Origin of the sequence: Ideonella sp. (genome assembly GCF_036277275.1) — a bacterium.
GTDB lineage: Bacteria > Pseudomonadota > Gammaproteobacteria > Burkholderiales > Burkholderiaceae_C > Ideonella.
The window spans coordinates 1-13,542 of sequence record NZ_DASUNH010000007.1 but is presented as its reverse complement, the minus strand read 5'-3'; the positions used below and the strand labels follow the sequence as shown (position 1 = coordinate 13,542).

General features: G+C 65.7%; 12 protein-coding genes. 10 read left to right on the top strand and 2 right to left on the bottom strand.

Annotation, left to right across the window (positions count from 1 at the left end; genetic code table 11):
* The first annotated feature begins 29 nt into the window (after nt 1-29).
* From VFY73_RS01570 to VFY73_RS01540, 7 genes are all read left to right on the top strand, one after another.
* Nucleotides 30-899, top strand: coding sequence for a DNA ligase (locus VFY73_RS01570; protein WP_329716149.1), 870 nt, complete (start codon nt 30-32; stop codon nt 897-899).
* Between the two features lie 24 nt (nt 900-923).
* Nucleotides 924-2,366 carry an exodeoxyribonuclease I gene (gene sbcB, locus VFY73_RS01565; RefSeq protein WP_329716148.1) on the top strand — a complete coding sequence of 481 codons (1,443 nt, stop codon included), beginning with the start codon at nt 924-926 and terminating at the stop codon, nt 2,364-2,366.
* A gap of 198 nt (nt 2,367-2,564) precedes the next feature.
* A complete protein-coding gene (locus tag VFY73_RS01560) occupies nt 2,565-3,644 on the top strand; it encodes a trypsin-like serine peptidase (RefSeq protein ID WP_329716147.1) in 1,080 nt (359 codons plus the stop codon).
* Nucleotides 3,645-3,779: 135 nt separating this feature from the next.
* Entirely contained in the window at nt 3,780-4,487 is a 708-nt protein-coding gene (locus VFY73_RS01555) for a DUF6781 family protein (protein WP_329716146.1), read from the top strand.
* Between the two features lie 150 nt (nt 4,488-4,637).
* Nucleotides 4,638-5,759: a beta-ketoacyl-ACP synthase III gene (locus tag VFY73_RS01550; protein ID WP_329716145.1), complete on the top strand. Its 1,122-nt coding sequence runs from the start codon at nt 4,638-4,640 to the stop codon at nt 5,757-5,759.
* A gap of 14 nt (nt 5,760-5,773) precedes the next feature.
* Nucleotides 5,774-6,448 (top strand): hypothetical protein, encoded by a 675-nt coding sequence (locus VFY73_RS01545; protein WP_329716144.1) that lies wholly within the window; start codon nt 5,774-5,776, stop codon nt 6,446-6,448.
* A 96-nt stretch (nt 6,449-6,544) separates the two neighbouring features.
* Nucleotides 6,545-7,657, top strand: a complete 1,113-nt coding sequence (locus tag VFY73_RS01540; RefSeq protein WP_329716143.1) for a hypothetical protein — start codon at nt 6,545-6,547, stop codon at nt 7,655-7,657.
* A gap of 15 nt (nt 7,658-7,672) precedes the next feature.
* Here the strand turns inward: VFY73_RS01540 and VFY73_RS01535 are convergent, their stop codons facing one another.
* On the bottom strand, nt 7,673-8,425 hold the full coding sequence (locus tag VFY73_RS01535) for an HAD family hydrolase (protein WP_329716142.1): 753 nt from the start codon (nt 8,423-8,425) through the stop codon (nt 7,673-7,675).
* The gene (locus VFY73_RS01530) at nt 8,422-9,342 is read right to left on the bottom strand and encodes an aminotransferase class IV (protein WP_329716141.1); all 921 of its coding nucleotides are present in this window, start codon (nt 9,340-9,342) and stop codon (nt 8,422-8,424) included. Before VFY73_RS01530 ends, VFY73_RS01535 begins: the two co-directional genes overlap by 4 nt.
* 88 nt (nt 9,343-9,430) lie before the next feature.
* Between VFY73_RS01530 and VFY73_RS01525 the strand changes: the two genes are divergently transcribed.
* From VFY73_RS01525 to VFY73_RS01515, 3 genes are all read left to right on the top strand, one after another.
* Nucleotides 9,431-10,135 carry a hypothetical protein gene (locus tag VFY73_RS01525; protein WP_329716140.1) on the top strand — a complete coding sequence of 235 codons (705 nt, stop codon included), beginning with the start codon at nt 9,431-9,433 and terminating at the stop codon, nt 10,133-10,135.
* 359 nt (nt 10,136-10,494) lie between these two features.
* Nucleotides 10,495-11,727 carry a S1C family serine protease gene (locus VFY73_RS01520; protein ID WP_329716139.1) on the top strand — a complete coding sequence of 411 codons (1,233 nt, stop codon included), beginning with the start codon at nt 10,495-10,497 and terminating at the stop codon, nt 11,725-11,727.
* Nucleotides 11,728-12,063: 336 nt separating this feature from the next.
* Nucleotides 12,064-13,308, top strand: a complete 1,245-nt coding sequence (locus tag VFY73_RS01515) for a S1C family serine protease (protein WP_329716138.1) — start codon at nt 12,064-12,066, stop codon at nt 13,306-13,308.
* Nucleotides 13,309-13,542 lie beyond the last annotated feature (234 nt).

Genomic DNA, 13,542 nt, shown 5'->3' with positions numbered 1-13,542 from the left:
GCCATCTGAACCACCGGGCTTTGCGCGTGATGTCGCCTTCCCTTCTTCAACGACGCCACCTGTTGCTGGCTGCCGCCGCCGGAATCTGTCTGCCCGCGGGCGCTCGTCCGACGGCGGCCGTGGCGCCTGCCTTGCTGCTGGCACACGAGGCCGACGACGGGCAGGACCCGACCGGCTACCTGGTGAGCGAAAAGTTCGACGGCGTGCGCGCCTTCTGGGACGGTGAGCGCCTGCGCTTTCGCGGCGGCGGCGTGGTGGCCGCACCGGCCACCTTTCTGGCTGGCCTGCCCGCGGGCCAGCCGCTGGACGGTGAACTGTGGCTGGGCCGCGGGTGCTTCGATGCGTTGTCGGCCATTGTGCGGCGCGAGCAGCCGCAGGCCGGCGAGTGGGACAGGGTGCACTACCTGGTGTTCGAGTTGCCTGGCGGCGAAGGCGGCTTCGCGCAGCGCGTGAAACGGTTGCACGTGCTGGCAGCGAACGCGCCGGCGCGCCGCTGGATGGTCATCGACCAGTCGACCGTGGCCGGTGCCGTGGCGCTGCGCGCTCGCCTTCAGGCCGTGGTGGCCGACGGTGGCGAAGGCCTGATGCTGCACCGTGCCGACGCGGCCTACCACACCGGGCGCAGCGAGGTGCTGCTGAAGCTGAAGCCGGTGCGCGATGCTGAAGCGGTGGTGATCGGGCACACGCCGGGCCGCGGCAAGTTCGAAGGGCAGACCGGTGCCTTGCGGGTGCGCGACGATGCGGGCCGCGAGTTCCTCGTCGGCAGTGGCCTGAACGAGGCGCTGCGGCGTGACCCACCGCCGGTGGGCGCGGTGGTCACCTACAGCTGGCGAGGTGAAACCGCGACGGGACTGCCGCGGTTTCCCACGCTGCTGCGCACCCGCGCGGCCGGTTGGTGAGTGCGGCTGCGGTATGGTGACTGGATGAGTGATTTCAGTTTTTTCTGGCACGACTACGAAACCTTCGGCCGGGTGCCGCGGCGCGACCGGCCCTCGCAGTTTGCGGGCGTACGCACCGATGCCGAACTGAACGAGATCGGCGCGCCGGTGATGGAGTTCTGCCGACCCGCACCGGACTACCTGCCCGACCCCGAGAGCTGCCTGCTCACCGGCATCCTGCCGCAGCAATGCCTGGCGCAAGGCCTGTCCGAGCCGCAGTTTGCCAGCCTGATCGAGCGCGAACTGGCGCAGGCCGGCACGGTGGGGGTGGGCTACAACACGATCCGCTTCGACGACGAGGTCACGCGCCACCTGTTCTGGCGCAACTTGATGGACCCCTATGCCCGCGAGTACAAGAACGACTGCGGCCGCTGGGACCTGCTGGACACCGTTCGTTGCATGTACGCACTGCGCCCGGAGGGTCTGCAGTGGCCGCGCCATGAAGACGGCAGGCCTTCGTTCAAGCTCGAGCACCTGACGGCGGCGAACGGCCTGGCGCATGAGGCGGCGCACGATGCCTTGTCCGATGTGCGCGCCACCGTGGCACTTGCGCGCCTGGTGCGCCAGCACCAGCCCCGGTTGTGGGATTTCTGCCTCAAGCTGCGGCAAAAGCAGGCTGTGTGGGCCGAGATCGAGGCGGCGCAGCGGCAGGGCCGGCCGTTCCTGCACGTGTCCGGCATGTACACGCCAGATCGCGGCTGCATCGCGGTGGTGTGGCCGCTGGCGCCGCATCCGACCAACAAGAACGAGCTGATCGTCTGGGATCTGTCCGAAGACCCGGCGGCGCTGTTCGACCTCAACGCCGCGGCGATCCGTGAACGCCTGTTCACCCGCACCGAAGACCTGCCCGAGGGCGTGGCGCGCCTGCCGCTGAAGACCATCCACATCAACAAGTCGCCGGTCGTCATCAGCTCGCTGAAGACACTGTCTGCACCGATGGCCGAACGCTGGGCCATCGACCTGAGCGTGGCCGATCGCCATGCGCTGGCCTGTGCGCAGCATGGGCCGAAGATGGCCGGCATCTGGCCCGATGTCTTCACCCGGCCGGCGCCCGAGCACGCGCCCGATGTCGACGAAGACCTGTACGGCGGCTTCATCAACCCGACCGATCGCCAGCGACTGGACCGCTTGCGCAAGCTCGGCCCCGACGACCCGGCATGGACGCGGGCCAGCTTCGAAGACCGCCGCCTGGACGAACTGGTGTTTCGCTATCGCGCGCGCAACCACGCCGAGAGCCTGAGCGCCGACGAGCGCGAACGCTGGGTGCGCCATTGCGCCGAACGCCTGCACGATGGCGTTGGCGGCGGGCTGAGCCTGGCGGCCTTCTTCGAAAAGCTCGACGTGCTGGCCGAGACGGCCGACGAGCGTGGCCAGGCCATCCTTGGCGCGCTCTACGACTATGCGGAGCAGATCGCGCCGGAGCTTTGAGCGGGTGCCTGATTTTGATAGTCGTTGATAGAGCTTGACAGACTAGGGGGCCTCAGTGAGGCCGCCTTCGACTAGTCTTGCCCGCGCAGAGCCCCCGACGCTCTGTCTTGCGGATCTGGCGCGCTTGGCGCCGGACATTTCGACAACGTGCTAGAGGAGATAAGTGTGTTCGCAACCAGCAATTCACCATCCGGTTCCGTGCGTGGGGCTCTCGGCAAATGGTTTGCGTTGGCCGCGTTGGCCGCCGCCAGCCTGGGCGCCTCCGCGCAAACGGTTGGCCTGTCTCAGGACACCCATGCCTACGCCTTCAGCAGCCCTGAAAGCGTGGCAAGCCAGCCCGGTGTCGTGGCCAGCCATGATGTCCACATCGAAGGTGCCAACTGGCTGCGCCTGCAGTTCGACGGCGTGAAACTGCCCAACGGCGCCAAGCTGCGCATCACGTCGCTGCAAGACGGTGCGCAGCAGCACCTGTCGGCCAAGACCATCGCCGAATGGCAGAACACCTCGGCCTACTTCAATGGCTCGGCCGTCCGGGTGGAACTGCTGGCCAGCAAGGCCGGCCGTGCGGGCCAGTTCGGCATCGTCAAGGTGCTCGCCGGCAAGCCGCAGGTGGAGCCTGAAAGCCAGTGCGGCACGACGGATGACCGTGTGGCCTCCAACGTGTCCGACCGCGCTCGCCTGATCGACGTCGGCTGCACGGTCAACCTGATGACCAAGGGCTGCTTCATCACCGCCGGCCACTGCATGGCGTCGCCGTCGCTGGTCGATGTGGTGGAGTTCAACGTGCCGAAGTCCAACCCTGACCGCAGCCTGAACCACCCGCCGCCGAAGGACCAGTACGTGCCTACGGCGACCCGCAAGTTCTCCAACGGCGGTGTCGGCAACGACTGGGGCGTGTTCACCGTCGCGCCGAACAGCGAGACCGGCCTGACACCGCTGCAGGCGCAGGGCTCGACGCTGAGGCGCTCCAAGGTCCTGCCGGTCGTCGGCGGTGAAGTCCGCATCCATGGCTACGGCGTGGACTCGGGCGTCGACAACCAGACCCAGCAGTTCTCGTTTGGCCCGATCGCCACCGTGAACACGGGTTCGACGTCGATGTCGTACAAAGCTGACACCGAGGGCGGCAACAGCGGCTCCGCCGTGCTGAGCGGCGGCCGCGTCGTGGCGATCCACACCCACGGCGGCTGCACCCAGTCCGGTGGTGCCAACCAAGGCACGCTGTACACCAACACCGGCTTCAAGAAGGCGTTCAAGGAAATCTGCAGCGTCGCGAAGTGACGCATTGCCGAGCCCGGCTTTCGCCGGGCCGGACGAACCGAAGGGCCCTCGCGGGCCCTTTTTCATTTCGGGCAAGCCCTGAGACGGGGTACCGCCGCCGGGCGTAAGGTAGCGGGCTCAATTCAGGAGACTAACATGCCCAAATCCGGCATCGACCAGGATGCGCTGATCGAAATGTTCGCCAGCGCCAGTGCCAAGCAGACGGCGCAGCTGCGCGAAGCGGTGAGCCAGGCCACCTTGAAGGCGCTGCAAGGCCGCGAGATGAGCCTGAAGAACATCAAGGCGGTGCTCAAGTCGGTCACCGAGGCGGCCAGCACCGGTGCGCTGCAGAACGTGACGCCCAAAGTCGATGTCGAGGCGATGCTCAATGGCGCGCTGGCAGGCATGGACGACGCGCTGCTGAAGGCCGTCGATGCCAACCGCGTGGCGCTGGAGCGCCTGGTCGACCAAGGCGTTGACCTGCAGGAAAAGCAGCTGAAGAAGGCGCTGGACGACCTGGAAAAGCTCGAGGACACGATGTTCGACACCGTGCGCAAGGCGACCGCCGGTGCCGACATGGCCAAGCTGGCCGGCCCCTGGGCCGAGGTACTGGGCAAGTTCGAACAGTCCGGCAGCCTGACCGGCGCCCAGGCCAACGCGACGCTGGAGCAGATGACCAGCCAGATGCAGACGGCCATGCGCCAGAGCCGGGCGGCGGGCCTGAAGGCGGCGCAAACCCTGGCGCAAAGCTATGCCGCGCTCGTCAGCGGCGTGCTGATGGGCATGTCCGACGCGCTGCGCCAGGGCGGTGGCGACGATGCCGCGCCGGCATCGAAGGCGCCGGGCAAGTCGGGGCGCAAGTGAGGGCCGGTCAAGCGCCGCGGTGACCGACGGCCGGGGGTTTGAGTTACCAACCTAGAACTTCCGCTCGCTTTCCCCGGCCCGGACGGCCGCGGCCGCCACCCGCAGGCCTACACTGGCAGACTGCCCTCTAGCTGTATTTCCAGACCTACCATGACCCGAGTCGTCATCAGCGGCACCGGCCTGTACCGGCCGCCCCACGTCATCACCAACGCCGAGTTGGTGGACGCGTTCAACGCCTACGCCACGCTGCAAAACGAGAAGAACGCCGCCGCCATCTCGGCCGGCGACCTGCCCGCGATGGTGCCGTCCAGCGTCGAATTCATCGAGAAAGCCTCGGGTATCCAGCAGCGCTACGTGATCGACAAGGCCGGTGTGCTGGACCCGACCCGCATGTACCCCCGCTTCGAGGAGCGGGCCGACGATCAGCTGTCGCTGATGGCCGAGATCGCGGTCGACGCGTCGCAAAAGGCGCTGGCCGCCGCCAGCAAGACCGGTGCGCAGGTCGATGCGGTGCTGTGCGCAGCGGCCAACATGCAGCGCGCCTACCCGGCGATGGCGGTCGAGATCCAGCAGGCGCTGGGCGCCGGCGGCTTCGGCTTCGACATGAACGTGGCGTGCTCGTCGGCCACGTTCGCGATCGAGCAGGCCGCCAATGCGGTGCGCGCCGGCACCGCCAATTGCGTGCTGGTCGTGAACCCCGAGATCACTTCCGCCCATCTCGAGTGGCGCGACCGCGACTGCCATTTCATCTTCGGCGACGTCTGCACCGCGGTGATCGTCGAGCGCGCCGAAACGGCGACCTCGGCCGACCAATGGGAAATCCTGGGCACCAAGCTGGCGACCCAGTTCTCGAACAACATCCGCAACAACTTCGGGTTCATGAACCGCAGCGAGGACAGCGACCCGGACGCCCGCGACAAGACCTTCCGCCAGGAAGGGCGCAAGGTCTTCAAGGAGGTCGTGCCGCTGGCCGCCGCGCACATCGAGCAGCACCTGCAAGCGCTCGGCTTGGAGCCGACGCAGGTGCGCCGCTTCTGGTTGCACCAGGCCAACCTCGGCATGAACCAGTTCATCGTCAAGAAGCTGGTCGGCCAGGAGGCTGGCGGCGACATTGCGCCGCTGATCCTGAACGAGTACGCCAACACAGCATCGGCCGGGTCGATCATCGCGTTCCACCACCACCGGGCCGACCTGGCCGCGGGTGACGTGGGTGTGGTGTGTTCGTTCGGCGCCGGCTATTCCGTCGGCAGCGTCGTGGTGCGCAAGCTGTGAGGGCCGGCGGTTCGATGCACGGCGCGGTCGCCGTCGCGCTGATGCTGGGCTGCGCCTGGCCGCTGGCGGCGGTGGCCCAGTCGAAGACATTGGGCGGCGATGTACCGGCCAAGGGCGGCGCGATGATGTCGCGCGACGAGCTGCGCGCTTGCCTGAAAGAGCAACAGGCGCAGGCGGCGCAGGTCGCCGAGCTGGAGAAGCGCCGCGCCGAGATCGCGGCCGAGGCCGACGCCGTGCGGCAGCAGAAGGACGCGGTGCAAGCCGAGCGCGATGCTTTCGCAGCGCTGGCCAACCAGGTGCAGGCCTTCAAGGAGAAGGTCAAGGCCCATGGCGACCGGGTGGCGATCTACAACGAGCGCACCAAGGCGTTCAAGGAAAATCCGCCGCGCGGCGCCGATGCCGAGCGCGAGCGTGGCCAGCTGGAGGCGGAAGGCGCTGCGCTCAGCCAGGCCGATGCCGCGATCAAGGCCGAAGCCGCGCAGTGGACCGCGAAGGTCGAGCCGGCGCGTGCGGCGCTGACCGAACACACGCAAGCCCAGCAAGCCGCGGCCAATGCGGCGATCGAGCGCAACCGCGTCTTCAACGAGGCGGTCAAGGCGCAGGAGGATCAGCTCGCCGCGTGGAAGCAGCGCTGCGGCCACCGCCCCTACCGCGAAGCCGACGAGAAGGCAATCCGCGCGGAGAAGTGATATCCGCCGGGGTGGTTGCCTAACGCGGCCCGTGTTTGTACGAGGTGAGGCTCCGGCTGCCATCATGCAAAGTCGAGAGCTTCCGAAGGGGGCTCCATGACGACGACGTTTTCCCGCCGCCGCCTGTTGGCAGCGTTGCCGCTGGGTCTGGCGATGCCGATCGCGCGCGCCGCGGCCCGCTCACCGCGCTACACCGTGCAGGTGCTGCCGCTCGACGACAGGTCGTCCATCCGCATCGCCGGCATGGCTGGCGATTTCGTGGCCGGCAACAGTTACCAGCACGATCCGTACGACACGGAACCCGGCCTCACCGCCGTGCTGTGGGATCACCGTCACCTGCAGTTCAGGCGGCCCTTCGGCCAGAAGAACACCGGCATCTGGGGCGTCAACACGCTGGGCACGATGATCGGCCACTGCAATGTGCCGGGGCTGCGCGACATGCGCGCCGTCCGCATCCCGCTGGACCGCCCGGCCGAGACGCTGCTGCCTCGCCAGTTGGAGGCCTACAGCATCGCGCTGGCCATCAATGACGCTGGCGTCATCGTCGGCCATTACCATCTGCGTAACGATTGGCGCTACCAAGGCTTCCGCTGGGCGAACGGCGTGCATGAGCTGCTGCCGTCGCCTTCGCCCGACTGCGTCAACCATCCCGCCGGCATCAACGCTGAAGGGACCATCGTCGGGCGCCTGAGGTACCAGCAACCCGACGGACAGTTCCACGGAGGTGCCTGCGTTTACCGGGGTGACGAGCTCACCTTCTTGCCGGCGGATCCCGATTTCCACAGTGAAGCCGTGGCCATCAACGATGAGGGCTGGATCGTCGGCCACCAGACGTCGATCAACAATTTCTACGCGCAGCCGGTGCTGTGGCGCCTGCGCGATGGTGCCTACCGGCTGCGCCGCCTGCCCGTGCCGCCGGGCGCCATGCTCTCGAGGCCGGCAGCCATCAACGCCAGCGGCGCGGTGGTCGGCACAGCCGAATTCGTCGGCGGCAATCCGGACTATTGGCTGGAGCGCGGCTGGGTGTGGGACCGCGGCGAACTGTTGTTGCTCGACGACGTGGTCGGCGAGCTGCCACCGCACGTCCACATCACCAGGGCCCACGCCATCGATGCCCAAGGGCGCATCGGCGTGACGCTTCAGCGCTACTTCCCGGGCCGCCAGGAGCGCATGCGCTCGTCGGCGGTGCTGCACCCGATCGCGCCGTGAAAGGCGCGAGCAGGTTCAGTCCAGTACCAGCCGCTGCGCGCGCAGCTTTTCGTAGGCCGGACGGCAAGCCTCGGCGGCCCGCAGGCCTTCGCCGCTTAGCTGCGGGTTGCGTGGCCGCCAGGCCTCGAAGCCGGTCGATTTCCACACCGCGTCATACCAATACGGGGCCCAGATGCCATCGCTGTCGCGTCGGCCCGCGGGCCAGTCGAGCATGCGCTCGGTGAAGCCGATGTCGAGGTGCTCGCACAGCGCCTCGAGGAACGGGCCCGGTGAGCGCAGGAAATCGTCCGCGTCGATCACCGCCGGTGCGTGGCCCAGGTGATCAGAGACCTGGTCGAACAGCTTGACCTGTTGCAGCAGGCCGATGTCTTCCGGTGCCACGGTCGGGCGCGACTTCAGGTATGACTCGACCACCTCGGCCGGGTCGCGGATCAGGAAGATGTTGGTCAGCTTGTTCACCCAGCCGGACGAGAAGCGCGGCTGCAGGTGGTGGGTCATGTGCTTCTGGTACCAGATGGGCTGGCCGCCGGGCGCGGGGCCGCTCGACAGTGTGGCGGCCACGCGCTCGTAGTCAGCGTCTCCATCGGCAATGATCTCGTCGCGGCCCGGGTGGTCCAGCCCGGTCGCGGCCAGGTAGGCGGCGTACAGCGGCTCGTCGCTGACGGCGCAGTCGCCGCGGTTTTCCCAGGCCCGCATCATTGCGGTGGAGATGTTGCGCGGCCCGCTCCACATCGCGACGCGCAGCGGATTCTGTTGGGCGGCGCTCATGTCGCGCGCCCCGCGACGTCGCGCCGAACGAGTTCCTTGTACAGGCCCTGCAGCCGCGTCACCATCGGCCCAGGGATGTTGTCGTACCCGCGGCCATCGATCGAGCGCACCGGCACCACGCCGGCAAACGTGCCGGTGCAGAAGGCCTCGTCGGCGCTGTAGACCTGGGTCAGGCTGAAGTTCTTCTCGAACACCGGGATGCCGGCTTCGCGGCAGACCTGGATGACATTCGAACGGGTGATGCCGCCCAGGCAGTAGTCGCCGCTCGATGTCCAGACCTCGCCTTTGCGGACGATGAAGAAGTGGGTCGAGTTGCAGGTCGCGACGAAGCCGTGCGGGTCCAGCATCAGCGCCTCGTCGGCACCCGCCTCGATGGCCTGGATGCAGGCGGTGATGCAGTTGAGCTTGCTGTGGCTGTTCAGCTTCGGGTCCTGCACGTCGGGGAAGCCGCGTCGCACATGCACGGTGAACAGCTTCAGGCCGGTGGCCAGCGTCTCGGGCTTGGCCAATTTCCACTCGGGGATGATCACGACGGTGGCCTGGCCCAGCGCGGCGCGCGGGTCCTGGTAAGGCGTGCGCTTGACGCCACGCGTGACCATCATCCGGATGTGCACGCCGTCGTCCATCTTGTTGATGGCCAACGTGTCGTAGATCGCCTTCGTCAGTTCTTCGCGCGTCAGGCCGATCTTCAGCGCGATCGCCTTGGCACCTTCGAAGAGCCGGTCCAGGTGCGCGTCGAGGAAGACGGGGTGGCCGCCGACGACGCGCAAACCTTCCCAGACGCCATCGCCCAGCACGAAGCCGCTGTCGAAAACCGAGACGGTGGCGTCAACCCGCGACTTCAGCTCGCCGTTGACCCAGATGCGAATGTCCGCATTGCGCGGGTCATCGTGGAAGTCGTGAATGCTTTGTGACATGTGCTTTCCCGAGGTGAGGGGCGCGCAGTCAACAGGCGGTGGCATGATGCGCGGCTGGGCCACGAGCCCGAGCGATTTAGAGGATCTCATGAAGCGAACCGAATATCTCTCCGTTACCGGCGCCTTGGCCGCAGTTTTGTTTGCCGCCGCCCATGGCCCCGCCCTCGCCCAGTCCGGCGACAGCAAGACGCTCACGGGCAAGACCGGAACCGGCAAGATCATGACGCGCGACGAACTGCGTGCCTGCATGAAGCAGCAGGCCACGCTGGCCACGCGCAAGACGGAACTCGATGCACAGCAGAGCGCCATCACCGCGGAGCGCGCCGAGATCGCGAAAGAGACCGAAGCGATCAAGAGCGAGCAACAGGCCCTGCCCAAGGTCAACAACACCAAGGTCGACGCCTTTAACGCTCGCATGAACGATTTCTCGGCGCGGGTGAAGGATTATCAGGATCGCCAGGCAGACTTTGATCGCTCGGGAAGCAGCGGCCCGGCGGCCGACCGAACCCGGCGCAACCTCGAGAAGGAAGCGGCGGCCCTTAAGCGCGAGGATGCCGAACTCAAGGCCGAACGCAGTCAGGTGGAGACAGCCGGCGTCTCGAACGACGCGGTCACGAAGCTGAACGTGCGTGTTGCCGCGCAGCAGGAGCGCGCCCAATCTTGGAACGACCGCAGCAAGAAACTGGTCGACGATCAGCAGGCCTACGAAGACGAGCGCATCAGTTGGATCGACAACTGCGGCAACCGCCGCTACAAGGAAGACGACGAGAAGGCAATCAAAGCCGGGAAGTAGTCCAATTCCGGCCCTGATGAAACGGCCCGCCGGCATTCCGGCGGGCCGTTGGTTTTGAGTCGCGCTGGACGATCGTTCGGACTTGCGACATCCGTGATCCGGGACCTGTAGTGATTTGCGAGAAGTTCGTCAGCCCCTTGCTGAAAACCTCGGCTCCTTCGAGCGCGAATGGAAATGGAATAACTTCTCGCGCTCGAAGGCAGCAAATCCTCGATGCGCTCCCATTTCTCTCAGTGCGTACCTGCGTCCCATCGGCTCTCTGTTGTTGTCGCAAATCTGCTGTCAACGCTTGTGGCGGCAGAATTGATAGGCCCTAGAACCGACTGTAGGGGGATTCCTTGAGACGGCACCTGTTCCTCATGGCCATGGCCATGGCGATGACGGCCATTGCCCAGGCGGCCAGCGTGCCTCCTGTACCGAATGCGCCCGAGAACGTTTCGATCAAGATGACGGTAGGGCAGGCGGCGCAGTCCATCCAAGTCAAGAATCTCGTCACGGCGGCTACCAACGAGCCGATCGGTGTGTGGGCTACCGGGCCGTGGTGCGCCCCGAATACGACGTTGTTCTTCACGCACAAGTACGCTGGTGGAATGCTGCAGGACTTCCCGCGGATAGTCCGTCGTGAGCTGGAGGCGGCGGGATACCCGACATTCAAGGAGTCCGTCTTCCAGTCCAGCATGCCGAGTGCGGCTGCTGAGTACGAGTTGGCCGCGACTTTGACGAACATATCGATGAATGTCTGCGGCACTTATTACGACCTCGAAGGCGGGATGTGGATTCGCCTGGCCTGGGAACTGTTTTCGCCACGGGAGCGTCAGGTGGTTTTTTCGGCGGTGACCGAAGGTGCCATGCGGTCCGACACAAAGAGCAAGTCGAATGGGGACGAGCTGACGCAGGGGGCCATTGCCCTGGCCGCCCGGAATCTCCTGGCTGATCCGGCCTTCGTGGAGCAGGCGACGCGCCGCGCGCAGTTCGCCTCCGCGACAACCGATCAGCCCGTGCTGCGCATCGCGCGGAGGTCTCGTTCTCTTGTGAAGGCTGCCGATCTGGCTCCGCAGATGCAGTCGGCCGTCGCAACGCTATTCAGCGGCGCGGCCAGTGGAAGCGGGTTTTACATCGACCCGGCTGGATACCTGCTGACGAATCAACACGTGGTCGGCGACGCGAAGTTCGTCAAGGTCAAGCTGGCCAGTGGCAAGGACCTTCTCGGCGAGGTGATCCGCAGTGCGGCGCTGCGCGACGTGGCGCTCGTCAAGACCGATCCCGTTTCCCTGGCTGTGTTCGAAATGGCTCCGACCACGCCGAACGTCGGTATCGAGGTGTTCGCGCTCGGCTCGCCGCTGGGCGAAGCCAATTCTTCTTCCGTGACGAGGGGCGTTCTGAGCGCCGTGCGCGAAATCGAGCATCTTCGCTGGCTGCAAAGCGACGTCAGGGTCTTGCCTGGAAGCAGCGGCGGACCGCTGGTGGGGCCCAATGGCAGCGTCATTGGCATTGCAGCCAGTGGCATCGCGGGCGGTATCGCAGGCATCAACTACTTTGTTCCCATCGAAGACGCAATTGCCGCTCTGCGCTTGGGCTTCGTGGGTGAATAGGCGAACGCCTTTCGAATCGACTGGTTCGGTTCCCCTTCGCCGCGACATACGGAAGAACTGCATCACGTCGGAAGGCAGCACGCCTCCCCCTGATCTGGCGGCGCCTCTGGCAAGCTCGACTTGCTCCGGCGCAAGCGCGCGGCCGAGCTCGGTAAAAACTTCAATACTCGCGCCCGCGATTCGGCGGGCCTTGGGCAGAATCTGAACTCGGACGGATGTGTGCGAAGCAGGGCGGCAACCGTGAATGACGGATTGCCGCCAGCGGTGTCACGTCGCCAGCCTTCGCCCGTGGCGCCCAGGACAGCGATTCGCAGAAATCTTCGAATGGAGGACTCCTTGACCCTGCGCTTGTTTCTCATTGCCATGTCCATGTCGGCCATGGCCAAGGCGGCCAGCGTGCCGCCCGTACCCAAAGCACCTGAGAACGCTTCGATCAAGATAGCGGCCGGGCAAACGCCGCAGACCATTCAGGTCAAGAGTGTCTTCATGTCACCCACCAACGAGCCCATTGGCGTGTGGCTGTCCGGGCTCTGGTGTGGAAGCAGCGATAGGATCTTCTTCACGGACAAGTTCGCGAGTGCGAGGCTGCAGGACTTCGGTCTGATTGTGCGCCGCGAACTCGAGGCGGCGGGTTACCCCAAGTTCAGGGAGTCTGCCTTTCAGTCCAGCTTGCCAAGTGCGGCTGCCGAATATGAGTTGGCTGCGACGCTGACCGATGTTTCGATGAACGTCTGCGGCAAGTATTCAGAGCTCGAAGGCGGCATGTGGATGCGCCTGAGCTGGGAGCTTTTCTCGCCTCGGGAACGTCGGGTGGTTTACTCGACAGTGACCGAAGGTGCGATGCGCACGGCAGCGAGCAAGGTGGATGCGGACGAACTGACGAAGGGGGCCATCGCGGCTGCCGTTAAGAACTTGCTGGCTGACCCCAGTTTCGTGGAGCAGGCCACTCGCCGTGCGCAGTTTGCTTCCGCATCAGCGGATCAACCGGTGCTGCGCATCCTGCGTCGGTCCAATTCGTCTGCGAAGACGGCTGACCTGGTTCCGCAGATGCAGTCGGCTGTCGCGACCCTGTTCAGTGGCGCAGCCAGCGGCAGCGGATTTTTCGTCGATCCCGCGGGCTACCTGCTGACCAATCAACACGTCGTTGGCGACGCAAAGTTCGTCAAGGTTAAGCTGGCCAGCGGCAAGGAAATGCTGGGCGAGGTCGTGCGCAGTGCGGCGCTGCGTGATGTGGCGTTGGTCAAGACCGATCCAGTTTCGCTTGCCGTGTTCGATCTGGCCACGGCCACGCCGAATGTCGGTGTCGAAGTCCTGGCCCTCGGCTCGCCGCTGGGGGACGCGAATTCGTCCTCCGTCACGCGGGGTGTCTTGAGTGCCGTGCGGGAAGTCGAGCACCTGCGCTGGTTGCAGAGCGACGTCAGGATCCTGCCTGGAAGCAGTGGTGGTCCTCTAGTGGGGCCTAGCGGCAGCGTCATCGGCATTGCAGCGAGCGGCATCGCTGGTGGAATCGCAGGCATCAACTACTTCGTTCCCATTGAAGATGCTGTCAGTGCTCTGCGCTTAGGCTTCGTGGGCGAATAGGCGAGCGTCTTTCGGAGGCGTTCGTCTCTTGGAGCGATGTGGATTGAGGCTGATGACCGTTCGAAAGCATCCCAAGTAAAAGCGGCCTGCCAGTTGCCTGGCAGGCCGCTTGTCTTTGGAGGGGACGTTAGACCGTCACGCCCTTGGCGGTGTCCGCATACTCTTCGATCTGATCGAAGTTCATGTAGCGGTAGATGCTGGCCGACTCCTTGGTCACGATGCCCATCTCGGCCT

Coding starts and splice junctions, on each gene's coding strand:
- VFY73_RS01570 (WP_329716149.1), top strand. CDS start 30: ATGTCGCCTTCCCTTCTTCAACGACGCCACCTGTTGCTGGCTGCCGCC.
- sbcB (WP_329716148.1), top strand. CDS start 924: ATGAGTGATTTCAGTTTTTTCTGGCACGACTACGAAACCTTCGGCCGG.
- VFY73_RS01555 (WP_329716146.1), top strand. CDS start 3,780: ATGCCCAAATCCGGCATCGACCAGGATGCGCTGATCGAAATGTTCGCC.
- VFY73_RS01550 (WP_329716145.1), top strand. CDS start 4,638: ATGACCCGAGTCGTCATCAGCGGCACCGGCCTGTACCGGCCGCCCCAC.
- VFY73_RS01545 (WP_329716144.1), top strand. CDS start 5,774: ATGCACGGCGCGGTCGCCGTCGCGCTGATGCTGGGCTGCGCCTGGCCG.
- VFY73_RS01540 (WP_329716143.1), top strand. CDS start 6,545: ATGACGACGACGTTTTCCCGCCGCCGCCTGTTGGCAGCGTTGCCGCTG.
- VFY73_RS01535 (WP_329716142.1), bottom strand. CDS start 8,425: ATGAGCGCCGCCCAACAGAATCCGCTGCGCGTCGCGATGTGGAGCGGG.
- VFY73_RS01530 (WP_329716141.1), bottom strand. CDS start 9,342: ATGTCACAAAGCATTCACGACTTCCACGATGACCCGCGCAATGCGGAC.
- VFY73_RS01525 (WP_329716140.1), top strand. CDS start 9,431: ATGAAGCGAACCGAATATCTCTCCGTTACCGGCGCCTTGGCCGCAGTT.
- VFY73_RS01520 (WP_329716139.1), top strand. CDS start 10,495: ATGGCCATGGCCATGGCGATGACGGCCATTGCCCAGGCGGCCAGCGTG.